Origin of the sequence: Streptomyces venezuelae (assembly GCF_008642375.1) — a bacterium.
Lineage (GTDB): Bacteria > Actinomycetota > Actinomycetes > Streptomycetales > Streptomycetaceae > Streptomyces > Streptomyces venezuelae_G.
Genome location: NZ_CP029194.1, coordinates 1909325 through 1930781 on the forward strand (window position 1 = coordinate 1909325; position 21457 = coordinate 1930781).

The 21457-nt window shown below is 72.6% G+C and carries 24 protein-coding genes; 10 read left to right on the top strand and 14 right to left on the bottom strand.

Annotation, left to right across the window (positions count from 1 at the left end; all coding sequences use genetic code 11):
• Window positions 1–36: 36 nt before the first annotated feature.
• Window positions 37–777, top strand: a complete 741-nt coding sequence (locus DEJ46_RS08465) for a TetR/AcrR family transcriptional regulator C-terminal domain-containing protein (protein WP_150264928.1) — start codon at window positions 37–39, stop codon at window positions 775–777.
• Here the strand turns inward: DEJ46_RS08465 and DEJ46_RS08470 are convergent.
• The 7 genes from DEJ46_RS08470 to DEJ46_RS08500 all read right to left on the bottom strand — a co-directional run bounded on the left by DEJ46_RS08470 (window position 774) and on the right by DEJ46_RS08500 (window position 6713).
• The gene (locus DEJ46_RS08470; protein ID WP_150264929.1) at window positions 774–2237 is read right to left on the bottom strand and encodes an MFS transporter; all 1464 of its coding nucleotides are present in this window, start codon (window positions 2235–2237) and stop codon (window positions 774–776) included. The two genes, DEJ46_RS08465 and DEJ46_RS08470, sit on opposite strands and share 4 nt — an antisense overlap.
• A 99-nt stretch (window positions 2238–2336) precedes the next feature.
• Window positions 2337–2753, bottom strand: a complete 417-nt coding sequence (locus DEJ46_RS08475; protein WP_223834568.1) for an ArsR/SmtB family transcription factor — start codon at window positions 2751–2753, stop codon at window positions 2337–2339.
• Window positions 2754–2860: 107 nt separating this feature from the next.
• Window positions 2861–3067 carry a cold-shock protein gene (locus tag DEJ46_RS08480; RefSeq protein ID WP_150264930.1) on the bottom strand — a complete coding sequence of 69 codons (207 nt, stop codon included), beginning with the start codon at window positions 3065–3067 and terminating at the stop codon, window positions 2861–2863.
• Between the two features lie 227 nt (window positions 3068–3294).
• Complete coding sequence (locus DEJ46_RS08485) at window positions 3295–3888, bottom strand: TetR/AcrR family transcriptional regulator (protein WP_150264931.1); 594 nt, start codon at window positions 3886–3888, stop codon at window positions 3295–3297.
• Between the two features lie 87 nt (window positions 3889–3975).
• Window positions 3976–4740, bottom strand: a complete 765-nt coding sequence (locus tag DEJ46_RS08490; RefSeq protein ID WP_150264932.1) for an SDR family oxidoreductase — start codon at window positions 4738–4740, stop codon at window positions 3976–3978.
• A gap of 39 nt (window positions 4741–4779) precedes the next feature.
• Window positions 4780–5748: an NAD-dependent epimerase/dehydratase family protein gene (locus DEJ46_RS08495; protein ID WP_150264933.1), complete on the bottom strand. Its 969-nt coding sequence runs from the start codon at window positions 5746–5748 to the stop codon at window positions 4780–4782.
• Window positions 5749–5762: 14 nt separating this feature from the next.
• Window positions 5763–6713, bottom strand: a complete 951-nt coding sequence (locus tag DEJ46_RS08500; protein ID WP_150264934.1) for a ScbA/BarX family gamma-butyrolactone biosynthesis protein — start codon at window positions 6711–6713, stop codon at window positions 5763–5765.
• 130 nt (window positions 6714–6843) lie between these two features.
• On the opposite strand from DEJ46_RS08500, the gene DEJ46_RS08505 reads away from it, so the two are divergent.
• From DEJ46_RS08505 to DEJ46_RS08520, 4 genes are all read left to right on the top strand, one after another.
• Window positions 6844–7503 carry a ScbR family autoregulator-binding transcription factor gene (locus DEJ46_RS08505; protein ID WP_150264935.1) on the top strand — a complete coding sequence of 220 codons (660 nt, stop codon included), beginning with the start codon at window positions 6844–6846 and terminating at the stop codon, window positions 7501–7503.
• A gap of 151 nt (window positions 7504–7654) precedes the next feature.
• Window positions 7655–8806, top strand: a complete 1152-nt coding sequence (locus DEJ46_RS08510; RefSeq protein WP_150264936.1) for an acyl-CoA dehydrogenase family protein — start codon at window positions 7655–7657, stop codon at window positions 8804–8806.
• 28 nt (window positions 8807–8834) lie between these two features.
• The gene (locus DEJ46_RS08515) at window positions 8835–9620 is read left to right on the top strand and encodes an electron transfer flavoprotein subunit beta/FixA family protein (protein WP_150264937.1); all 786 of its coding nucleotides are present in this window, start codon (window positions 8835–8837) and stop codon (window positions 9618–9620) included.
• 39 nt (window positions 9621–9659) lie between these two features.
• On the top strand, window positions 9660–10616 hold the full coding sequence (locus tag DEJ46_RS08520) for an electron transfer flavoprotein subunit alpha/FixB family protein (RefSeq protein WP_150264938.1): 957 nt from the start codon (window positions 9660–9662) through the stop codon (window positions 10614–10616).
• Window positions 10617–10695: 79 nt separating this feature from the next.
• Here DEJ46_RS08520 and DEJ46_RS08525 read toward each other — a convergent pair whose 3' ends face one another.
• The 3 genes from DEJ46_RS08525 to DEJ46_RS08535 all read right to left on the bottom strand — a co-directional run bounded on the left by DEJ46_RS08525 (window position 10696) and on the right by DEJ46_RS08535 (window position 12891).
• Window positions 10696–11085 carry a zinc ribbon domain-containing protein gene (locus tag DEJ46_RS08525; protein WP_150264939.1) on the bottom strand — a complete coding sequence of 130 codons (390 nt, stop codon included), beginning with the start codon at window positions 11083–11085 and terminating at the stop codon, window positions 10696–10698.
• Window positions 11086–11285: 200 nt separating this feature from the next.
• A complete protein-coding gene (locus DEJ46_RS08530; protein WP_150264940.1) occupies window positions 11286–11993 on the bottom strand; it encodes a TetR/AcrR family transcriptional regulator in 708 nt (235 codons plus the stop codon).
• A gap of 136 nt (window positions 11994–12129) precedes the next feature.
• Window positions 12130–12891, bottom strand: a complete 762-nt coding sequence (locus DEJ46_RS08535; protein WP_150264941.1) for an SDR family NAD(P)-dependent oxidoreductase — start codon at window positions 12889–12891, stop codon at window positions 12130–12132.
• A 188-nt stretch (window positions 12892–13079) separates the two neighbouring features.
• On the opposite strand from DEJ46_RS08535, the gene DEJ46_RS08540 reads away from it, so the two are divergent.
• Window positions 13080–13733 (top strand): TetR/AcrR family transcriptional regulator, encoded by a 654-nt coding sequence (locus DEJ46_RS08540; RefSeq protein ID WP_150264942.1) that lies wholly within the window; start codon window positions 13080–13082, stop codon window positions 13731–13733.
• A gap of 3 nt (window positions 13734–13736) precedes the next feature.
• Here the strand turns inward: DEJ46_RS08540 and cynS are convergent, their stop codons facing one another.
• Both cynS and DEJ46_RS08550 read right to left on the bottom strand, forming a co-directional pair.
• Window positions 13737–14207 carry a cyanase gene (gene cynS / locus DEJ46_RS08545; RefSeq protein WP_150264943.1) on the bottom strand — a complete coding sequence of 157 codons (471 nt, stop codon included), beginning with the start codon at window positions 14205–14207 and terminating at the stop codon, window positions 13737–13739.
• 45 nt (window positions 14208–14252) lie between these two features.
• Window positions 14253–14855, bottom strand: coding sequence for a carbonic anhydrase (locus DEJ46_RS08550; RefSeq protein ID WP_150264944.1), 603 nt, complete (start codon window positions 14853–14855; stop codon window positions 14253–14255).
• 93 nt (window positions 14856–14948) lie between these two features.
• Between DEJ46_RS08550 and cynR the strand changes: the two genes are divergently transcribed.
• Together cynR and DEJ46_RS08560 are read left to right on the top strand one after the other, a co-directional pair.
• Window positions 14949–15902, top strand: coding sequence for a transcriptional regulator CynR (cynR, locus tag DEJ46_RS08555; RefSeq protein WP_150264945.1), 954 nt, complete (start codon window positions 14949–14951; stop codon window positions 15900–15902).
• Window positions 15903–16056: 154 nt separating this feature from the next.
• Entirely contained in the window at window positions 16057–16623 is a 567-nt protein-coding gene (locus DEJ46_RS08560) for a GlcG/HbpS family heme-binding protein (RefSeq protein WP_150274238.1), read from the top strand.
• A gap of 348 nt (window positions 16624–16971) precedes the next feature.
• Here DEJ46_RS08560 and DEJ46_RS08565 read toward each other — a convergent pair whose 3' ends face one another.
• Window positions 16972–18117: an acyl-CoA dehydrogenase family protein gene (locus tag DEJ46_RS08565; RefSeq protein WP_150264946.1), complete on the bottom strand. Its 1146-nt coding sequence runs from the start codon at window positions 18115–18117 to the stop codon at window positions 16972–16974.
• Between the two features lie 137 nt (window positions 18118–18254).
• On the opposite strand from DEJ46_RS08565, the gene DEJ46_RS08570 reads away from it, so the two are divergent.
• Entirely contained in the window at window positions 18255–18860 is a 606-nt protein-coding gene (locus DEJ46_RS08570) for a TetR/AcrR family transcriptional regulator (protein WP_150264947.1), read from the top strand.
• Window positions 18861–18914: 54 nt separating this feature from the next.
• The gene (locus DEJ46_RS08575; protein ID WP_150264948.1) at window positions 18915–20225 is read left to right on the top strand and encodes an ROK family transcriptional regulator; all 1311 of its coding nucleotides are present in this window, start codon (window positions 18915–18917) and stop codon (window positions 20223–20225) included.
• Between the two features lie 55 nt (window positions 20226–20280).
• On the opposite strand, the gene DEJ46_RS08580 is transcribed toward DEJ46_RS08575, so the two are convergent.
• A complete protein-coding gene (locus DEJ46_RS08580) occupies window positions 20281–21417 on the bottom strand; it encodes an XdhC family protein (protein WP_150264949.1) in 1137 nt (378 codons plus the stop codon).
• Window positions 21418–21457 lie beyond the last annotated feature (40 nt).

Below are 21457 nucleotides of genomic sequence, written 5' to 3' on the forward strand. Positions count from 1 at the left end.
CTTGATGCGAACGCCGTACGCAGCGAAGGAGGGCCCATGGCCGCCAAGGCGAATCCCGTCCCGTCCGTATGGACGCGGCAGCAGTCCGCACCCGATCAGCCCGCGCTCAGCCGCACCGCGATCGTCCGCGAGGCGGTCGTCATGCTGGACGCCGACGGCATCGAGGCGCTCAGCATGCGCAAGCTCGGCGCCCGCCTGAACGCCGGCGCCACCTCGCTCTACCGTCATGTCGCGACAAAGGACGAGCTCATGGAGCTCGCCGTGGACGAGGTCGCCGGCGAGATCTCCGTCCCCCCGGCGGAGGCCGCCCGCGGCGGGGCCGGCTGGCGCGCCGCCGCGACCGAGGCCGCGGGCTCCTTCCGTGCGACGGCTCTGCGCCACCCCTGGCTCTCGTCCGTCCTCGGCCAGGCGGGCCTCGCCTACCTGGGCCCGAACCTGATGTCGTACTCGGAGCGGCTCGCCGCCCTGTTCACGGCGGCCGGCTTCCCGGAGCCGAGCCGGGCGATCGACACCCTCCTGTCGTACGTCATCGGGATGAGCACGACGGAGGCCGCCTGGCTCACCACGGTCGCCCGCTCCGGCGACAGCGAGGGCGACTTCATCGCCCGGCTGATGCCCGCCGCCCAGCAGGCCGCGGCCGACCACGACCACCTCGCCGAGGCGTACGCCGACGCCGCCGTCCGGGCGCCCGTCGACCCCGTCGCCCTCCGCGACGCGAAGTTCGCCTACGGCCTGGACGTCGTCCTCGACGGCCTGGAGATGCGCCTCCCTCGCTAGGAGGCGACCTCCCGGCGGGGCCAGCGGCGGTGGAGTTCGTCGATGTGGAAGTCGTGCGCATGGCGGCCGCCGCCGCCCGCCGCCACGAGATGGGGGTGGCCGGCGGGGAGCTCCGGGTGGGCGTGTTCGAGCGCGGCCGGATCGGTACGGGGCCACAGGCGGGCGGCGGTCAGGGCACCGATCAGGGCGACCCCGGTGAGCACGGCCGCCGAGGCCGCGAGTCCGGCGCGCGCGGCCAGCCAGCCGGCGAGGGGGTAGGTGAGCAGCCAGCCGGCGTGCGAGAGGGAGAACCGGGCGGCGAAGACGGCCGGCAGGTCGGCGCTCCGCGCGGAGCGGCGCAGCAGCCTGCCGCCGGGCGTCAGGATCGCCGAGGTCGCCGCGCCGAGGACCGCCCAGACCACGAGCAGCCCGGACCAGGTCCAGCCTCCCGGTGTCGACGCGAGCCCGAGTGCGAGCAGCCCGAGGCCCCCGGCCAGGACGAAGGCGGCGCGCAGCATGAGCGTCCGTTCCCCGGCCGGCCGAAGGACGCGCGCCGACCGAAGGACGCGCACCCGCCGAAGGACGCTCGCCCGCCGGATGGCGTGCGCCGGCCAGAGGGCGGTCGCCCGCCCGCGGGCCGGTTCGGCGGGCCGGCGGTCCAGGGCACGCGGGAGGAGGAGTGCCACCGTCATCGAGCCCGCTCCGTACACGCCCAGGGCGAGCGGGACGTCCCCGGAGGCGCGGCCGAGGGTGTCGCGGACCAGCACGACGGTGTTGACGAACACCGTCGCACCCGCCGCAGCCACCGCGAGGTCGAGGGCGAGCAGGGCGCGCAGGCGCGGAGTGCCGAGGAGGAGCCTCGTACCGAAGGCGGCCCTGGCCCGGAGGCCTCCCCCGCGCGCGGCGGGTGCGGGCGCGGGCAGGGCGGTCGCGCGGACCAGGACGCCCGAGAGGAGAAAACCGGCGGCGGTGCCGGTGAAGAGCCGGTCGTACGGGACGAGGGTGAGCAGCGCGGCGGCGAGCGCCGGGCTGAGCAGGCTCTCCAGGTCGTAGGCGAGCCGAGAGAGGGAGAGCGCCCGGGTGTAGTCGCGCTCCTCGGGCAGCACCTCGGGGATCGTCGCCTGGAAGGTCGGCGTGAAGGCGGCGGAGGCGGTCTGGAGGAGCAGGATCAGGACGTAGATCTGCCACACCTGGGTGACGAACGGCAGGGACACGGCGACCCCGGCCCGTACGAGGTCCAGGGTGACGAGCAGGGTCCGGCGGGGCAGCCGGCCGGCGAGGGCGCCGACGACGGGACCCATGCCGACGTACGCGGCCATCTTGATCGCGAGGGCGGTGCCGAGCACGGCGGAGGCGTTCGCCCCGGCGAGGTCGTAGGCCAGGAGGCTCAGCGCCACGGTCGCGAGGCCGGTGCCGGCGAGGGCGACGACCTGGGCGGTGAAGAGGCGTCGGTAGGTGCGGTTGCGCAGCACGGACAGCATGAGGGCGCCCCCGGTCGGCCACGGCGGTCGGCTGACTTCTCCGGCCTCTTCACCGTAGCCGACATGTGCACAGGTGCGCACATGTTGGCGCGGAAGGCCTCAGTCGTGCCAGGGCTCGCCGCTCACGACGTGGTCGGCACGGCTGATCGCCTCGACGACCAGCCGCTTCAGATGCCCGTCCGGCATCGCGTACACGACGCGGCGCCCGTCCTTGCGGGACTGCACGAGTCCGCCGAGGCGCAGTTTGGCCAGGTGCTGGCTGACGGCGGGTCGCGCGGCCCCGCAGGCCTCGGTCAGGGCGCTGACGTCGGCCTCTCCGTGCGTGAGCAGCCACAGCAGGTGGAGGCGGGTGGGGTCGGAGAGGAGGGCGAACACCTCGGCCGCCGCGGCGAGTTCCCGTGCTCCGGGGGTCCGCTCGTGCGTACGGGGCACGGCGGCCGCCCCGGCATGCGCTTCGGTGCCCGCCGTGGGGCCGTCGGGATCTGCGGCGTCAGCCGGGTCTGCGCGCTCGGACATGGGGTCATCGTAGGCAGCCTCGCGAGCGACCCGGCCGGGCCCATGCCCGCACCCGCGCCATCGCCCTCGTATCGGACGCGGCGCCGCCGCTCGTCCGTCCGGGTGAGTCAGAGGCGCAGTTCCTTGGCCTCGAAGCGGCCGTCGCCGAGGACGAGGACGAAGGTGACCTGCTGGCCCTCGGAGAGCGTCCGGGTCTCGTCCTCGATGTCCTCCGCACTGAACCAGACCTGCTCCTCGGAGCCCACGGGGACGACGAAGCCGTACCCGCCGAGACGGTTGAAGGACTGCACGAACCCTTTGCTTCTGCCTTCCACGGCGGCCTCCCTGTCGTCACCGGCGATGTGCCTCTCAGGTGAGATCTACCCCGCCGGTCCGCGCTTCGCCCGTCACGGGAGACCGCCGGAGGACGACCGGGGCGGTCCCGGTGTACGGGCCACCCTCGACCGTCTCGTAGAATATTCAACAGAGGCCCGGTGCCGGAGATCCCCCGTGTCCGCCACCGGGCCTCGCCGACTTCGCGATTCCTCCCGGCCCCGGCGCCTCAGCGCCTGCCGGGGTACGCGGTCCGGGCCGTGATCCGGGCGATGCGCCGCGCGGACTCCTCCGGGGACGCCACCGGCTGGACGATGTGGCTGACCGTGAGCCGGACGATCGTCTCGACCGCGAGTCCCCGCGACTCCTCGTCCACATCGGGCCAGGCCTCGATCGCGTACGCGTCGAGCATCGTCATCGCCGTCCCGAAGACCGGCTCCGGGCGCGTGGTCAGATAGGCGAGGAGGTCGTCCTCGCCGCCCCGCGCGGCCACCAGGACCCCCTTGATCAGGGGGTTGTCCGCGGCCTGTTGGAGCGTGTAGCCGACCCCGGCGGCGGCCGCTGCCTCCAATTCGCCCCGGTGGGCGTCGAGTTCGCGCTGGATGCCGAGCAGGAAGCCCTCCAGCTCGCGCTGGACCAGGGCCTTGCCGATGGCCTCCTTCGAGCCGAACTCGTTGTAGAGCGTCTGGCGGCTGATCCCGGCCGCCCGCGCGATGGCGGTCATGCGCAGCCCGCCCCAGCCGTCGGCGGCGACAAGGCGGTAGGCGGCGTCGAGCACCTGCTCGCGCAGCAGGGATCGGACGCTCTCGCGGAAACGTGTCATCGTGGCCCCACTTTATCCATGGGAGCGCGACCGCCCGCCCGCCGAAGACACCGAAGTCCTCGCCGGAGGAAGCCGGTCGGCCAGGGCTCAGAGGGCGGTTCCTCCCGTGGCGTCCACGTACTGGCCGGTGATCCAGCGGGCGTCGTCGGAGACGAGGAACCCGACGATGTCCGCGATGTCGGCCGGCGTCCCGATCCTGTTGAAGACCGAGTAGGCGGCGAGGGCGGCGCTCGCCTCCGGGGTCGCCCTGCGTCGCGCGTTCATGTCCGTCGCGACGAAGCCGGGCGCCACGGCGTTGACCGTGATCCCGCGGGGCCCCAGCTCCTTGGCGAGGGCGAGCGTCATCGTGTCGACGGCGCCCTTCGTCATCGCGTACGTGACGGAGTCCGGGAAGGCGATCCTCGTCGCCGCCGAGGAGACGTTGACGATCCGGCCGCCGTCGCGCAGCCGGCCGAGGCCGCGCTGGATCAGGAACAGCGGGGCCTTCACGTTGATCGCGAACAGCCGGTCGAAGACCTCGGTGGTCAGTTCGTGGATGCGGCCGGAGCCGCTCGCGCCCGCGTTGTTCACGAGGATGTCGAACCCGGGCTCCGCGCCGCTCTCGGCGAGACCGGCGTCCAGCGCCGCGTAGAACGTGTCCACGACGTCCGGCGCTTCGAGCTCCGCGCGGAAGGCGAAGGCCCGGCCGCCCCGCCTCTCGATGCCCTCCACCGTCTCGCGCGCGGCGTCGGCGCTGCTGCCGTAGTGCACGGCGACGAGGGCTCCGTCCCTGGCCAGACGCTCCGCGATGCCTCTTCCGATGCCTCGGCTCGCGCCCGTGACGATCGCGGTCCTGCCGGTCAGCGGGGACATGTCGGTGGTGCCTTCTTTCGGTACGGGTCTGCGATGTGCTCAGGAAGGGGCGAGAAGATTCCGGTACCACTGCGCGTGGGCCGCGAAGCCGGCGGTGAAGCCCGGTCCCGGGTCGCAGCCGAGCTCCCCCCAGGGGCGGTCGTCGGCGAACCAGTGGTCGGTGGCGAGCATGGCCAGGTGGTGCCGGCCGAAGGGGTGGCCGGCGAGCAGCTCGTGGGCCTCCGCGAGGTCGACCGCCGCCGCCCGGGACCGGCTCTCCCGGCCCGCCCGCCCGGCCAGGAGCTCCTCGCAGGGCGCGAGCAGCTCCGCGACCGGCACCGGCTCGGGGTGGTTGACGTAGTACGCGCCCGCCTCCGTCCGCGGCGAGAGCGCCGCGCCGAGCAGGGCGCCCGCCAGGCTCTCCACATCGATCAGGGAGTGCAGCGAGGTGCCCGCGTCGAGCGGGCCGGGCAGCGCGTCGAGCAGGCGGACCAGGCCGGGAACCACCTGCCGGTCGCCCGCTCCGTACACGAGGTGGGGTCGCAGTACGGCCCCGCCCGCGTCCAGGACGTACCGCTCGCCCGCCGCCCGGGTGCGGCTGGTCGCCGAACCGGGGGCCAGCGGCAGGGTGCCGGGGGCGGCGGCACGGAAGGGGCCGCGGCCGTGGACGGAGGCGGTGCTCAGGGCGACGATCCGGGTCACGCCGGCGCGTACGGCCGCGTCGACGAGGGCTCGGGCGCCCTGGTCGTTGACGCTGCGGGCCAGCTCCTCGTCCGCGCCGATCGCCGAGGCGCAGTGGATCAGCACGTCGGCACCCTCGCAGGCCCGGCGCAGGGAGTCGGCGTCGCGGAGGTCACCCGTGACGGTCTCGGTCGGCGTCTCGGGCGCCGTCGCGGACGCCGTCGCGGGCGGCAGCGGGCCGCGGGTGAGCAGCCGGAGGTGGCCGGTCTCCGGACGGGCCGCGGCCAGCGCGGCGACCCGGCTGCCGACGAAGCCGGTCGTGCCGGTGATCAGAACGCGGGGACCCATGGTTTCCGTCCTGTTCAACCGGCCAGTCGGCTGCGGATGCCGCCACCGGTGACCGCGAGGCCACACGACGGGGAGGAGAGCACGGAACGGAACACCTCGTTGCCGTCCTGCCGGCCGGTGACCAGGACGGTGGTCGTCGAGGGATCGGCGGTGCGCACGATCTGGGGCTCTATCCAGCACGGGCTGTCGAGCTCGGCGTAGCGCGTGAAGGAGGACTCCATGACGGCGGGCAGGAACGCGCTGCTCCCGGTCGCCAGGGTCGCCGCCTGACGGGCGGCTTCGAGGAGCACCATGCCCGGTACATGATCGTTCGGGCGGCGGAAGAGGGTGCTGTGCCCGGTGTTGATCCGCAGCTGCCACTGGCCGGGCCTGGCACCCGCGCCCAGGACGACGTCCTTGGAGTTCTCCCGGCCGACGAGCTGCGGGGCCACGCCCGGTATGAGCGGGACCGGCCTGCCGAGCGCGGCCAGGCGCTCGCCGCGGATCCGGCGGTAGGCGAGGGCGGACGTGCAGCGGGTCAGGGCACTGCCGGTGGCGAGGTGCCGGCCGTCACGCGTGAGCACCAGAGTGGCGCGCATGCTGCGGAGGCCGCTGCCTCGGCGGACCACGTCGGAGCAGACGAGGTCGACGGCGATGTCCGAGGAGCGGCCGCCCACGGCGAGCGCCTCGGGGTCCGCGGTGTAACCGAGACCCCACATGACGAACTGCTCGTCCAGGGGTACCCCCAGCTCGGCATGAGCGACGAGCATGGTGGCCTGGCGTATCGTCTCGGCCACCAGGACAGGGTCGTGCCGGTCCCCCGCCACCGGAGAGAAGAAGGGATGCGCAGCAGGCCAGCGGGCGGAGACCGAGAACCGGTTCTCGGTCAGTCGCGTCCAGTCCGTGGGGAAGATGTCCGCGGGATCGGCTCGGTGGACGAACTCCCCGGGGACGTGCGTCGTCACTCCTCGCCACTTCTGGTCCATGGATCCCCCTTGCATCCCACACCCCAAGCGGATGTGTCCGCCAAACATAGAATACGTACAGTCCGGTTTTCTTTTCAACGCATCACGTCACATGGTGAGCACAGACAGCGACACAGCAGGAGGCGGCGCCTTGGCGCAGCAAGCGCGTGCAATCAAGACCCGACGGGCCATTCTGGAGGCGGCCGCCACGGTCTTCGCCGAGCGCGGCTACGAGCGGACGACCATCGGGGAGATCCTGGCGCGCGCCGGGGTGACCAAGGGAGCGCTCTACTTCCACTTCACCTCCAAGGAAGACCTCGCCCTCGGTGTACTCGACGCCCAGATGCTCGACGAGCCGATGTCCCCGCAGCCGATCAAGCTCCAGGAACTCGCGGACCAGGCTTTCCTGCTCGCCCACCGGCTCCAGCGCGACCCTCTCGTCCGGGCGAGCGTCGCACTGGCCCTGGACAGCGGTGCCACCGGGGTCGACAGGGCCGCGCCGTTCAAGGCGTGGATCGACCAGGTGTCGGAGATCCTGACCGTCGCGAAGACCCGGGGCGAGATCCTCGGTCACGTGGACGTGTCCGACGCCGCCGAACTCTTCTCCGGCGCGTACGCCGGCATCCAGACGATGTCCCAGATCCTGCGCGATCGCAACGACCTGAACCATCGGATCTCGGTCCTGCTCAGGTACCTCATGCCGAGCATCTGCACGCCGGCCCTACTGACCGGCCTCCGGCTGAACGAGGACCGCGCCGATCAGCTGGCGGCGGAGTACGACGCGAGCCAGAAGCGCCGCGAGGAGCAATAACCCCGCGTACACACTCCGTTAAACAAAACAGACCACACGGTCGCTTGAGCGCCCCGACACGGAACAGTGTCGGGGCGCTCTGGCGTCATGGCACTGAGTGTGTTTTGCTGAGGGTACTCAGTGCCACAAGCGTCTAGGGGAGCTCCACATCATGGGCAAGGACTTCGACCTGTATCGGCCCTCCGAGGAGCACGACATGCTCCGTGAGTCGGTGCGCGCGCTGGCGGAGGCGAAGATCGCTCCGTTCGCGGCGGCGGTGGACGAGGAGCACCGGTTCCCGCAGGAGGCGCTGGACGCGCTGGTCGCCAACGACCTGCACGCGGTGCACGTGCCGGAGGCGTACGGCGGCGCGGGCGCGGACGCGCTGGCGACGGTGATCGTGATCGAGGAGGTCGCGCGGGTGTGCGGCTCGTCCTCGCTGATCCCGGCGGTGAACAAGCTGGGCTCGCTGCCGGTGGTCCTGTCCGGCTCGGAGGAGCTGAAGGCGAAGTACCTGGGCCCGCTGGCCAAGGGCGACGCGATGTTCTCCTACGCCCTGTCCGAGCCCGACGCGGGCTCCGACGCGGCCGGCATGAAGACCCGCGCGGTGCGCGACGGGGACTTCTGGGTCCTCAACGGCGTCAAGCGGTGGATCACCAACGCCGGCGTCTCGGAGTACTACACGGTGATGGCCGTCACCGACCCCGACAAGCGCTCCAAGGGCATCAGCGCCTTCGTCGTGGAGAAGTCCGACGAGGGCGTCTCCTTCGGCGCCCCGGAGAAGAAGCTCGGCATCAAGGGCTCCCCGACCCGCGAGGTCTACCTCGACAACGTCCGCATCCCCGCCGACCGCATGATCGGCGCCGAGGGCACCGGCTTCGCCACCGCGATGAAGACCCTCGACCACACCCGCGTCACCATCGCCGCCCAGGCCATCGGCATCGCCCAGGGCGCCCTCGACTACGCCAAGGGCTACGTCAAGGAACGCAAGCAGTTCGGCAAGCCCATCGCCGACTTCCAGGGCGTCCAGTTCATGCTCGCCGACATGGCCATGAAGCTCGAGGCCGCCCGCCAGCTCACCTACGCCGCCGCCGCCAAGTCCGAGCGCACCGACGCCGACCTCACCTTCTTCGGCGCCGCCGCCAAGTGCTTCGCCTCCGACGTCGCCATGGAGGTCACCATCGACGCCGTCCAGCTCCTCGGCGGCTACGGCTACACCCGCGACTACCCCGTCGAGCGCATGATGCGCGACGCCAAGATCACCCAGATCTACGAAGGCACCAACCAGGTCCAGCGCATCGTCATGGCCCGCAACCTCCCGTAACCACCAGCCCCTCGAAAGGAGACAGGCCGTGACCCTGAAGATCGCAGTCTGTGTGAAGTACGTCCCCGACGCGACCGGCGACCGCGGTTTCGCCGACGACCTGACGACCGACCGCGAGGCCGTCGACGGCCTGCTCTCGGAGCTGGACGAGTACGCGGTCGAGCAGGCCCTCCGCATCTCGGAGGAGTCCGACGACGCCGAGGTCACCGTCGTGACCGTGGGCCCGGACGACGCCAAGGACGCGCTGCGCAAGGCGCTGTCGATGGGCGCCGACAAGGCCGTCCACGTCAACGACGAGGACATCCACGGCTCCGACGTCATCGCCACCTCCGCGATCCTGGCCAAGGCCCTGGAGAAGACCGGCTTCGACCTGGTCGTCTGCGGCATGGCCTCGACCGACGGCACGATGGGCGTCCTGCCGGCCCTGCTGGCCGAGCGGCTGAACGTGCCGCAGGTGACGCTGCTGTCCGAGGTCTCGGTCGACGGCGGGACGGTGAAGGGCCGCCGCGACGGCGACTCCGCCACCGAGCTCCTGGAGGCCCCGCTGCCGGCCGTCGTGTCGGTCACCGACCAGTCCGGCGAGGCCCGCTACCCCTCCTTCAAGGGGATCATGGCTGCCAAGAAGAAGCCGGTCGAGGAGCTGGACCTGGACGACCTGGACATCGACGCCGACGAGGTGGGCCTCGCCGGGTCCTGGACCCTCGTCGACGCCGTGGCCGCGCGTCCGGCCCGTACGCAGGGCACGATCGTCACGGACGAGGGCGACGGCGGCAAGCAGCTCGCGGCCTTCCTCGCCACCCAGAAGTTCATCTGACCCACCGTCAGCCAGACACCCACTCAGGAGCAATGAATCATGGCTGAGATCCTGGTTCTCGTGGACCACGCCGACGGTGCGGTCCGCAAGCCGGCCCTCGAACTGCTGACCCTGGCCCGCCGCATCGGCGAGCCCTCGGCCGTCGTGCTCGGCGCCGGCGAGGCCGCGGCCTCGATCGCCGCCACGGCCGGCGAGTACGGCGCGGCCACCGTGTACGTCGCGGACGGCGCCGAGTTCACCGACCAGCTGGTCGTCCCCAAGGTCGACGCGCTGACCCAGCTCGCGAAGGAGAAGGGGGCCGCCGCCGTCCTGGTGACCTCCTCCGGCGAGGGCAAGGAGATCGCCGCCCGCGTCGCGCTGCGCCTCGGCTCCGGTCTGATCACCGACGCCGTGGAGCTGGAGGCCGGCGAGAACGGCCCGGTCGCCACCCAGTCCGTCTTCGCCGCCTCGTACCAGGTGCGCTCGACGGTCTCGCACGGCGTCCCGGTCATCACCGTCAAGCCGAACTCCGCCGCCCCGGAGGCCGCCCCGGCCGCCGGCTCGGTCGAGAACGTCGCCGTCGCCTTCACCGGCAACGCCGCCAAGGTCGTCTCGCGCACCCCGCGCGTCTCCACCGGCCGCCCCGAGCTGACCGAGTCCGCGATCGTGGTCTCCGGCGGCCGTGGCGTCGGCGCGGCCGAGGGCTTCGCGGTCGTCGAGAAGCTGGCCGACTCGCTCGGCGCGGCCGTCGGCGCCTCCCGCGCTGCCGTGGACGCCGGCTGGTACCCGCACGCCAACCAGGTCGGCCAGACCGGCAAGCAGGTCTCGCCGCAGCTGTACGTCGCCGCGGGCATCTCCGGCGCGATCCAGCACCGGGCGGGCATGCAGACGTCGAAGACGATCGTGGCCGTCAACAAGGACGCCGAAGCCCCGATCTTCGACCTCGTGGACTACGGCGTGGTCGGCGACCTCTTCGAGGTGCTGCCGCAGCTGACGGACGAGATCGGCGCCCGCTGACCGTTCCGTCGCCCGACGCGAAAGGGGGCGGTGAGTGGCACTCTGTGCCACTCACCGCCCCCTTTCCGTGTGCCTCGCGTCAGATCCAGCCGTCGAGCGGGACCTCTTCGCAGAGCCGGACGACCGGCCTGCGACCGGTCAGGCCGACTCCCGAGGAGACCTTCACGCGGACGCCGGGGCGCACCGCGTGCAGCGGCCCGTCGACGCGGCAGCGGACCGTGAAGCCCTCCGTCATGTACACCGGCCAGAGGTCCGCGTCGGCCGCGGCGACCCCGCGACGTACGGATATCACGCCCTCACCCTCGCTGAGTTCGGGCGAGAGCTCGGTCGACCCGCAGGTCGGGCAGAGCAGTCGCTGGAAGGTCGTGGTGTGACACCAGCGGCAGCGCTGGAAGTAGAGCTCGGCGTCGGGGCCCGCCTCTTCGGCGGCCTGGACGGCGGCCCCGCTCCTCAGTCCGGTGTGGAACACGATGGGTTCTCCTTGCACTCGGCGGCTCGACCGTGCATGGAGCAAAGATATGGCACTGAGTGCCATCAAATAAAGACCTGAGTTCCCTCAATTCGAGATACCGGGATCCCTCACAGGGGATGCGTGATCCCGTCACAAGAGGGCGGGGCCCCCTCACGAAGGACGCGGGAACCCCTCACGAGAGGCGCGAGATCCCGCCCTCAGTCCTCACCGAGGCTCGACTCCACCTCGCGCACCACACGCCACATCGGGGTGGACCGCTTGGTGATGACCACCACGACGTCCTCGTTCTCCTCGGCCGGCGCGACCGCGACCGCGTCCGGGCTCCAGGTCGCCCGGACGAACTCCAGGGCCTGGTCCACCTCCGCCAGCGGGTCGCCCTCGCCGCCCGAGCGCAGCCAGTGGCGCAGGGCGTGGTTGTGGGCGGCGACGACGGCCGCGGCGACCACGTTGGCGCGCAGGGTGCCGTCCCGGCGGTCGGCCCAGCGGGTGCGCAGGTAGTCGCCGAGGGTCTTCTCGTACCGCCAGACGACGGAGAGCTCGTACGTCCGCAGTCCGGTCACCTCGCGGGTGAGGCGGTAGCGCTGCACGGAGAAGGTCGGGTTCTCGGCGTACATCCGCATGACGAGGCGGGCGGCGTCGCAGACGCGGACGATCGGGTCGTCGGAGTCGGCGCTCGCCGCGAGGAAGCGGGTCATGTCGGCGAGGCACTGCTCGTGGTCGGGGAAGACCACGTCCTCCTTCGACGGGAAGTACCGGAAGAAGGAGCGGCGGCCGACACCCGCGAGCGTGACGATGTCGTCGACGGTGGTCTGCTCGTAGCCGCGCTCGAGGAAGAGCTGGAAGGCCGCGGCGATGAGGGAGTCCCGCATCGCGGGCTTCGGAGAGTTCGTCGAGGCTGTTCCCATGGCCCGAACCTAACACTCGAACCGCTCGATGCGGCACTTGGTGCCGAGAGAATCCGGCACCGAGTACCGCATCGAGGGTACGGAGGGTCAGTGCGGGCTCAGCGCGGGGCCTGCCGCACGGCCGGTCGCCACGGACTCAGCGCGGGGCCATCCGCAGGGCGCCGTCCATGCGGATCGTCTCCCCGTTGAGGTAGTCGTGCTCGACGATCATCGTGACCAGTCGGGCGTACTCCTCCGGGCGCGCGAGGCGCTGCGGGAAGGTGACGCTCGCCGCGAGACCCGCCCTGACCTCCTCGCCGAAGCCGGCCATCATCGGGGTGTCGACGATGCCGGGGGCGACGGTGACGACCCGGATGCCGAACTGCGCGAGGTCGCGGGCCGCGGTGACGGTCATGCCCGCGACACCCGCCTTGGAGGCGGCGTAAGCGATCTGGCCGACCTGGCCCTCGAAGGCGGCGATCGAGGCGGTGTTCACGACGAGGCCGCGCTGCCCGTGCTCGTCGGGCTCGTGCCGGGCGATGGCCTCGGCGGCGAGCCGCATCACGTTGAACGTCCCCAGCAGGTTCACGTCGAGGACCGTGCGGAAGAGGTCGAGGTCGTGCGGTCCCTTGCGGCCCAGGATCCGGGCGGAGGGGGCGATGCCCGCGCAGTTCACGGCGAGCCGGAGTTCGGCGCCGTCGGCGTCGATCGCGGCCAGGGCCTCGCGCACCTGGTCCTCGTCGGTGACGTCCGCGGCGAGCAGGCGGACGCCCTCGGGCAGCGGCCCGGCGGCCGCGACGGCCTTGTCCAGGTCGAGGCCGTAGACGGTGGCGCCACGAGCGGCGAGCGCGGCGGCCGTGGCGGCGCCGAGGCCGGAGGCGGCGCCGGTGACGAGAGCGGCGGAGCCGGCGATGTCCATGGAACTCCTCGTTCGTATCGTGCGGGTGGGACCCTGCCGCCGGGATGGCCGCCGGATCGGGCGCGTGCCCGCGGGGGACCGCGCGGTCCGCGCGATCTGCGCCGCCCACCATAGAACCGCAGGCAGTGCCCCCGGAAGCGGAAGCAGGACATCCTCCAGGGGTGGCCGACCGGTCGTAGACTTCCGCCATGGGGCGAACGAGTGACGCGCGGGAGCGCATCCTGACCGCCGCGAAGACGCTGATGCTGTCGCGCGGCTACTCCGCCCTGGGCGTGGCGGAGATCTGCAAGGCCGCCGGGGTCCCGAAGGGCAGCTTCTACTACTTCTTCGCCTCCAAGGAGGAGCTGGCCCTCGCCGTGATCGACGAGCACTGGACGGACCAGCGCGCCGACTGGACGCGAGCGCTGGACGGGGACGGCGTCGGGGACGAGGACGGAGGCATGGACGGAGACGGGGGCGTCCGGCCGCTCCGGGGGCTGCGGCGGCTGTACGAGTCGACCGCCGCCGAACTGCGGGACGGGCAGCGGAGCTGCGGCACCGTCACGGGCTGCCTCCTCGGGAACCTGGCCCTGGAGATGAGCACCGGGACGGCGGCCGTGCGGGAGCGCCTGCGGGAGATCTTCGACGAGCAGGTGGCCCTGGTGGAGAAGACCGTCGCCGAGGCCCGCGGGCGCGGCGAGGTCACCGTCGCCGACGCCCACGAGGCCGCGCGCGCCCTCGTCGCCCAGCTGGAGGGCCAGGTCCTCTTCGCCAAGCTGTACGACGACGTGGGGCGCCTCGACGTCCTCTGGCCGAACTCCCTGGCCCTGCTGGGCGCGAGGGCCTCCACTTTGACTGAATGACCGTCAGAAGGGCTTTGTCGGCAGGTACTTGCCGTTCAGCGTGATGACGGCGCGCTCGCCGCCCTCCGGGTCGGCGACCTTCTTCACGTCGAGCGTGAAGTTGATCGCGGAGATGATGCCGTCGCCGAACTGCTCGTGGACCAGGGCCTTCAGGGTGGTGCCGTACACCTGGAGCATCTCGTGGAACCGGTAGATCGTCGGGTCGGTCGGGATGCCGCCGTCGATCGAGCCCCGGGTGGGGATCGTGCGCAGCAGCCGTACCGCTTCCTCGTCGAGGCCGAGGAGCTCGGCGACCGCCCGGGCGGACTCATCCGGCAGCGGGTGCTGGCCGAGGACGGCGGCGGTGGTGTAGGCGACGGAGAGCCCTGCGGCGTCCGCGATCCGCTGCCAGGTCAGGTCCTTGACGGTCTTGGCCTCGACGGCGGCGACGGCGAGCTCGCGACGGGCGGTGGGGTCGAACTGGGCGTGCACCATGAGAGATACGTCCTTCGTCGTGAATCTATGGGGGGGTGGGCGGGTTCAGGCGGCGGTGACGGCCGGGCGGGCGGTGGTGTCGAGCTCCTCGACGGAGCCCGCCGCGATGTCGAAGACCCAGCCGTGCAGCCGTACGTCGCCTTCGGCGAGCGCGCGGGCGACGGAGGGGTGGGTGGCGAGGTTGGCCAGCTGGGCGGCGACGTTCTCGCGGACCAGGGCGGCCACGTCTCCCTGGCGTCCGGCCGCCGCGGCGCGGGCCAGGGAGGCGTCCGCGTGGCGCAGCCAGGCGGCGACGGCGGGCGCGGCGGCGAGGTCGTGACCCTCGGCGAGCGCGGTCATCGCTCCGCAGGCGGAGTGCCCGCAGACGATGACGTCCCGTACCCCGAGGACCGCGACGGCGTACTCGACGCCGGCGGAGACCGCGTCCGCGCCCGGGGTGTGGGCGGGGAGGAGGTTGCCGACGGTACGGATGACGAAGAGCTCGCCCGGGTCGGTCTGGGTGATCAGCTCGGGGACGACGCGGGCGTCGGAACAGCCGACGAAGAGGGTTCGGGGGCGGTGGACGGTGGCCAGGCGGGCGAAGAGGCCGGCCTTGGCGGGGAAGACCTCCCGCTGGAAGCGGTCGATTCCCTCGGCGAGATGAGGCATGCCTTCACCCTGCCCGACCAGTGCCTATAGCGTCCAAGACCGGTCATCGATCTCTGCCATAGATGGCATCTATAGCCTGTCTACACTTGTCTCATGCAGCCGGAACTCCGCCACCTCCGCTACCTCCTCGCCGTCGCCGAGCACGCCAACTTCACGCGCGCGGCGGAAGAGCTCCGTATCGCCCAGCCGACGCTGTCCCAGCAGATCAAGCAGCTGGAGAAGGCCCTCGGGGCCCAGCTCCTGGACCGCACCGGCCGGACCGTCCGCCTCACGGACGCCGGGGAGACGTACGCGCGGTACGCCCGGCGCGCTCTCCGGGACCTGGCGGCGGGCGAAAGGGCGGTGCTGGACGTACGGGACCTGTCCCGCGGCCACCTCCGGCTGGCGGTCACCCCCACCTTCACCGCGTACCTCACGGGTCCGCTCGTCGCCGCGTTCCACACGCGCCACCCGGGGATCACCGTGGAGGTGCGGGAGCTGACACAGGACCGCATCGAGGCCGAACTCCTCGCGGACCGCGTGGATCTCGGCATCGCCTTCGACGGCGCGCACCTCGCGGGCGTCGAGGCGACGGGGCTCTTCACGGAGACCCTCGGCCTGGTCGTCGGCCCGGCGCACCCATACGCCGGCCGCACCGAGCCGCTGCCGGTGGCGCAGCTGACCGACCGTCACCTGGCGCTGCTGAGCGAGGACTTCGCGACCCGACGGCATGTCGACGCGTATGTGACGGAGCACCGGGTCAGCCCCCGGATCGCGGTGGAGGCCAACTCCGTCAGCGCGCTCACCGAGATCGTCCGGCGGACCGCCCTCGCCACGGTCCTCCCCGACGCCGTGACGCGCGACCACCCGTACCTGACACCCGTTCCGCTCGCCCCCGCGCTCCCGTCACGCGGCGTCGCCCTGCTGCGCCGCACCGGCGGCTACCGGAGCACGGCAGCCGAGGCCTTCGCCGAACTGGCGATGGCGGGTGAGACCGGCGAGTGGGACACCGGGGCCGAACCGGCCGTAGCGGGCGACGAGTCGGATCGGGGTCATCCGATCGGCTGACCCGGGGGTCACCCGTTGAGCCCTCCGGGTGCAGCCGGGACGCCGACGGGGTGAGGCGCGGTACGACACCAGGATGGAAGGGAGAGAGCGGGCGGCGTCCTCCCGACGGCCCTCGCGATTCCCCGAGTTCACTGGAGCGGACCCCATGAAGCACGTGAAGAAGGCCTCGACGCGCACCCGTGCCGTGACCGGCGGCGCACTGGCCGCGGCCATCGCGCTCGGCGCCTTCGGTGCCTACTCCGCCAACGCCACCGGCGAGGAAACGGCGGCCGCTCCAGCCGCGGCCGTCGCCGAGGCCGACGCCAAGAACAAGAACACCACCCGGTCGACGCACCTCACCATCGAGGCCGCCACCAAGGCCGCACAGGCCACCCTCGACGCCGCAGAGAAGGAGAACCAGCGCGTCTCCGTCGCCGTCGTCGACCGCAACGGCAACACCCTCGTCACCCTCCGCGGCGACGGCGCCGGCCCCCAGTCCTACGAGTCCGCCGCCAAGAAGGCCTTCACCGCGGTCTCCTGGAACGCCCCCACCTCCGAACTCGCCAAGCGCCTCGCCCAGGCCCCCAACCTCAAGGACATCCCCGGCACCCTCTTCCTCGGCGGCGGCGCCCCCGTCACCGCCAAGGGCGCCCCCATCGCCGGCATCGGCGTCGCCGGCGCCCCCTCCGGCGACCTCGACGAGAAGTTCGCCCAGGCCGGCGTCGCCACCCTCGGCAAGTAGGCCGGAGGCCTCACCCACGCCCTCTCCCACCTCCCCCAACGCCTGTGCCCCCTGGGCCAGTTCTGCGAAACTGCGCCGACCGACACGGGAAGGCCGAGGGGGGACCGGACCGTTGGGTCCCATGACGCTGTCGTTCGTGGCGGTGGGTGTGCTCGTCCTGGCGGAACTCGTCTGGGCCGTACGGATCGTCCCCGAGGGATCCCGTTCCCGCCGCAGCAGGTGACCTACGCCGAGGGCACGGCCCTGGCCGTCGCGCCGCGGCTGCCGCCACGGTTCGCTGCTCATCCCGGCCCTCCGGTGGAATCACCATGCGTGATTCCACCGGAGCGCAGAACGTAAGCCCGCTGCCTAGCGCGCCAGGCCCCGGCTGATGACCAGCCGCTGGATCTGGTTGGTGCCCTCGAAGATCTGCATGATCTTCGCCTCGCGCATGAAGCGCTCCACCGGGAAGTCGCGCGTGTAGCCGTAGCCGCCGAGGACCTGGACCGCGTCCGTGGTGACCTTCATGGCCGTGTCGGTGGCGATGAGCTTGGCCGCGCTGGCCTGGCGGCTGAAGGGCCGGCCGAGGTCACGGCGGCGGGCCGCGTCCAGGTAGGTGGCGCGGGCCGCGTCGACCGCGGCGGCCATGTCGGCGAGGAGGAAGCCGAGGCCCTGGTGGTCGACGATCCGGCGGCCGAAGGTGGTGCGCTCGTTGGCGTAGTCCACGGCGGCGTCCAGCGCGGCCTGGGCGAGGCCCGTCGCGCAGGCGGCGATGCCGAGGCGGCCGCTGTCGAGGGCGCTGAAGGCGATCTGGAGGCCCTGGCCCTCCTCCCCGATGCGCCGGTCGGCGTCGAGGAGGGCTCCGTCCCAGTACGCGGAGGTGGTCGGGACCGCCTGGAGGCCCATCTTGCGCTCGGGCTGGCCGAAGCTCAGCCCTTCGGCGGCGCCGGGGGCGAGGAAGCACGAGATGCCGTGGCTGCCGGGCGCGGTGCGGGCGAAGAGGGCGTAGAAGTCGGCCTTGCCGCCGTGGGTGATCCAGGCCTTCGTGCCGGTCACGCGGTATCCGCTGCCGTCTTCCTGGAGCTCGGCCTTGCAGGCGAGGGCGGCCGCGTCCGAGCCGGCCTGCGGTTCGGAGAGGCTGTAGCCGCCGATGGTGCGGCCCTCCAGCATCGCGGGCAGCCAGCGCTCCTTCTGCTCGGCGGTGCCGAAGGTGTGGAGCGGGTGGCAGGCCAGCGTGTGGACGCTGGTGGCGACGGCGACGGCCGCCCAGCGGGCGGCGAGCTCCTCCAGGACCTGGAGGTAGACCTCGTACGGCTGGCCTCCGCCGCCGTACTCCTCGGGGTAGGCGAGGCCGAGGAGCCCGGCCTCGCCGAGGGTGGTGAAGAGACCCTCGGGATAGGTCTCGGCGGCCTCGTGCTCGTTCACCCGGGGAGAGAGCTCCTTGTCGGCGATCTCCCGGGTGAGGGCGATGAGGTCCGCCGCTTCGGGGGTGGGAAGCAGGCGGTCGACATCCATGGCGACTCCAGCGGCGCGCAAAGTGGTACTGGGGCAGGTACTGCAGTACCGCTTAGCGTAGCGCAGCCGGGTCCGGACGTAACCCCCCTCACCGGGGCTCGAGGCCCCGGCGAGGGGCGGCCTGGAATACTGGCCGGGTGATCGAGACCTCCTCCGCCGACGCCCCGAAGCTGACGGGCCGCGGAGCGGCGCGCCGCTCCGCCCTCTTCGAGGAGCTCGTCGCGCTGCTCGTCGGCGAGGGCTTCGCCCGCCTGACGCTCGACGACCTGGCCGCCCGGCTGCGCTGCTCGAAGCGCACGCTGTACGGCCTGGCCGGCAGCAAGGAGCAGCTCGTCCGGGCGGCGGTCGTGCACTTCTTCCGGCGGGCCACGGCCCGGGTCGAGGCGGTCCTCGCCGCCGCGACCGACCCCGCCGAGCGGCTGGCGGCCTATCTGCGCGCCGTCTCGGCCGAGCTGGCGCCGGTCTCGCCGCAGTTCTTCGACGACGTCGCCGCCTTCGAGCCGGCGGCCGAGGTGTACGAGCGGAACACCCGCGCGGCGGCCGGCCGGGTCCAGCAGCTCATCGAGGAGGGCGTGCGCGCGGGTGTCTTCCGCGAGGTGCACGTGACCTTCGCGGCGGACGTGATCTCCTCGGTGATGGTCCGCATCCAGCGGCGCCAGGTGGCCGCGGCGACCGGCCTGGCCGACGCCGAGGCGTACGAGCAGCTGGCGGAGCTGCTGCTCAGCGGCCTGCGCAAGGCCTGAAGCACGAGGACGGTATGTTTCGGCTTCGGCCGGACTACTTCACCAGGGGGCCCAGTGACCACGCGGAACGGCCGCACGGTACGTGACCTGCGGCGCGAGAACCGCACCGCCGTCCTCCACCGTCTGTACTTCGACGGGCCGATGAGCCGCTTCTCGCTGGGGCCCGCGACCGGGCTGAGCTCGGGCTCGGTCAGCAACGTGGTGGGCGAACTCGTCGCGGAGGGCCTCGTGGAGGAGGCCGGCAGCGTCGACTCGGCCGGCGGGCGGCCTCGTATCCTCCTGCGGATCACGCCCGGCAGCGGCTGCATGATCGGCGTCGACGTCGGCGAAACACGGGTCAGGGTCGAGCTGTTCGACCTCACGCTCACCGAACTCGCCCGGGCCGAACGCCCGTTGGCTGTCGAGAGTGCCCATCCGAACGAGCGGTACGAGGTCGGGCTCGTCGTCGGTCTCGTCCGCGACGCCGTCGCGGAGGTGCTCGCCGCGGCGGAGGTGCCCGCCGAGCGGCTCCTCGGGGTCGGGGTCGGCGTGCCCGGCATCGTGGCCCGTACCCCCGAGGACGGTGCCGTCGTGCACGGCCAGACCATCGGCTGGGACGCCGTCCCGCTGGAGCTGCTCCTGCGGGAGGCCGTGGAGCTGCCGGCCTCGGTCCCGTACCGGATCGACAACGGCGCCAAGACGCTCGGTCAGGCGGAGATGTGGTTCGGGGCCGGGCGGGGTGCGCGGAGCGCCGTGGTCGCGCTCTTCGGCTCGGGCGTCGGCGCCTGCGTCGTCACCGACCCGATGCGGCCGGGCCGGGCGCTCGAATGGGGACACCTGACGGTAGAGGTCAGGGGGCGCCGCTGCCGCTGCGGCTCCCGGGGATGCCTGGAGGCGTACGCGGGCGCGGGCGCGCTCCTCGACCGGTGGCGCGAGGCGGGCGGGGCGGTACCGGCCGGGGCGGACGAGGAGACCGCGCTGACGGCGATGCTCGCCGCGGCGTATCCCGCCGACGCGGGGCGGACGCCCGACGCGGCGGCGCTGGCCGTCCTGGCCGAGACGGCCGAGTACGTCGGCGCCGGCTTCGCCGACCTGATCAACCTCTTCCAGCCCGAGCGGATCCTCGTCGGCGGTTGGGCGGGGCTCCAGCTCGGCGCCCGTTTCCTGGAGACGGTCGCGGGCCACGCGAAGGAGTACGCGCTCGCGTACCCGGCGGCGCGGGTCGACATCACGATGGGAACGCTCGGCCCCGACGCGGTGACGGTCGGCGCCGCGATCCTGCCGCTCGCGGACTTCTTCGCCCGCGGCGGCCGGCGCGCCGAACCGGAGCTCGCCGAGGAGGAGCCGGCCTGGGCCCCGACCGTACGGGGACGGGAGGCGCACTGACCGCGCGCCCCCCTTCTGGCCGCCGGGCCGTCGTGACCCGGCAGACAGGCAGGTCCTAGGCGACGGACCCTATGCGGCCGTGCGGCTCGCGGGGGCCGTCGTGGTGGATCGGGGTGTGGGCGCCGGTGAGGGAGGCGCCGCTGCCGCCGCGACGGTTGGCGACGATCTCGGCTCCGATCGAGAGAGCGGTCTCCTCGGGCGTGCGCGCGCCGAGGTCGAGGCCTATCGGGGAGCGCAGGCGGGCGAGTTCGAGGTCGGTGACGCCGACCTCGCGCAGGCGCTTGTTGCGGTCCTCGTGGGTGCGGCGGGAGCCCATCGCGCCGATGTACGCGACGGGAAGCTTCAGGGCGGCCTTGATGAGCGGCACGTCGAACTTGGCGTCGTGGGTGAGGACGCACAGCACGGTGCGGCCGTCGACCTCTGTCGACTCCAGGTAGCGGTGGGGCCACTCGACGACGATCTCGTCGGCCTCGGGGAAACGGGCCGGCGTCGCGAAGACGGGCCGCGCGTCGCAGACGGTGACGTGGTAGCCGAGGAACTTGCCGACGCGCACGAGGGCGGCGGCGAAGTCGATGGCACCGAAGACGATCATGCGGGGGGCGGGGACGGAGGACTCGACCAGGAGGGTCAGCGGCTGTCCGCAGCGGCTGCCGTCCTCGCCGATCTCCACGGTGCCGGTGCGGCCCGCGTCGAGCATCGCGCGGGCCTCGCTCGCCGCGGTGCGGTCCAGTTCGGGGTGGCCCCCGAGCTGCCCCTCGTACGAGCCGTCGGGGTAGACCAGGAGGGCCCTGCCCATCAGGTCGTCGGGGCCCGAGACGATCCGGGCCACGGCCGCCGCCTCCCCCGTGGCGGCGGCCGCGAGCGCGGCGGGGAAGACCCCGCCGCGCACCGGGGTGACGAGGATGTCGATGATGCCGCCGCAGGTGAGGCCGACCGCGAAGGCGTCCTCGTCGCTGTAGCCGAAGCGCTCGACGATGGTCCTGCCGTCTTCGAGGGCCTGCCGGCACAGCTCGTAGACCGCGCCCTCCACACATCCTCCGGAGACCGAGCCGATCGCCGTGCCTTCGCTGTCGACGGCGAGGGCGGCTCCGGGCTGCCGGGGCGCGCTGCCGCCGACGGCCACCACGGTGGCGACGGCGAACGCGCGTCCCTGCTCGACCCACCGGTGAAGCTCTTCGGCGATGTCCAGCATTTCGGTCTCCTTGGGTGTGTGCGGAGGGCGACGGTACGAC

What these genes read in the sequence shown, in the direction of transcription:
- DEJ46_RS08535 (WP_150264941.1), bottom strand. Translation starts at nt 12,891, where the DNA reads ATGGACATCGCCGGCTCCGCCGCTCTCGTCACCGGCGCCGCCTCCGGC.
- DEJ46_RS08465 (WP_150264928.1), top strand. Translation starts at nt 37, where the DNA reads ATGGCCGCCAAGGCGAATCCCGTCCCGTCCGTATGGACGCGGCAGCAG.
- DEJ46_RS08475 (WP_223834568.1), bottom strand. Translation starts at nt 2,753, where the DNA reads ATGTCCGAGCGCGCAGACCCGGCTGACGCCGCAGATCCCGACGGCCCC.
- DEJ46_RS08500 (WP_150264934.1), bottom strand. Translation starts at nt 6,713, where the DNA reads ATGGACCAGAAGTGGCGAGGAGTGACGACGCACGTCCCCGGGGAGTTC.
- DEJ46_RS08495 (WP_150264933.1), bottom strand. Translation starts at nt 5,748, where the DNA reads ATGGGTCCCCGCGTTCTGATCACCGGCACGACCGGCTTCGTCGGCAGC.
- DEJ46_RS08470 (WP_150264929.1), bottom strand. Translation starts at nt 2,237, where the DNA reads ATGCTGTCCGTGCTGCGCAACCGCACCTACCGACGCCTCTTCACCGCC.
- cynR (WP_150264945.1), top strand. Translation starts at nt 14,949, where the DNA reads ATGCAGCCGGAACTCCGCCACCTCCGCTACCTCCTCGCCGTCGCCGAG.
- DEJ46_RS08510 (WP_150264936.1), top strand. Translation starts at nt 7,655, where the DNA reads ATGGGCAAGGACTTCGACCTGTATCGGCCCTCCGAGGAGCACGACATG.
- DEJ46_RS08550 (WP_150264944.1), bottom strand. Translation starts at nt 14,855, where the DNA reads ATGCCTCATCTCGCCGAGGGAATCGACCGCTTCCAGCGGGAGGTCTTC.
- DEJ46_RS08530 (WP_150264940.1), bottom strand. Translation starts at nt 11,993, where the DNA reads ATGGGAACAGCCTCGACGAACTCTCCGAAGCCCGCGATGCGGGACTCC.
- cynS (WP_150264943.1), bottom strand. Translation starts at nt 14,207, where the DNA reads ATGGTGCACGCCCAGTTCGACCCCACCGCCCGTCGCGAGCTCGCCGTC.
- DEJ46_RS08520 (WP_150264938.1), top strand. Translation starts at nt 9,660, where the DNA reads ATGGCTGAGATCCTGGTTCTCGTGGACCACGCCGACGGTGCGGTCCGC.
- DEJ46_RS08540 (WP_150264942.1), top strand. Translation starts at nt 13,080, where the DNA reads ATGGGGCGAACGAGTGACGCGCGGGAGCGCATCCTGACCGCCGCGAAG.
- DEJ46_RS08490 (WP_150264932.1), bottom strand. Translation starts at nt 4,740, where the DNA reads ATGTCCCCGCTGACCGGCAGGACCGCGATCGTCACGGGCGCGAGCCGA.
- DEJ46_RS08565 (WP_150264946.1), bottom strand. Translation starts at nt 18,117, where the DNA reads ATGGATGTCGACCGCCTGCTTCCCACCCCCGAAGCGGCGGACCTCATC.
- DEJ46_RS08580 (WP_150264949.1), bottom strand. Translation starts at nt 21,417, where the DNA reads ATGCTGGACATCGCCGAAGAGCTTCACCGGTGGGTCGAGCAGGGACGC.
- DEJ46_RS08485 (WP_150264931.1), bottom strand. Translation starts at nt 3,888, where the DNA reads ATGACACGTTTCCGCGAGAGCGTCCGATCCCTGCTGCGCGAGCAGGTG.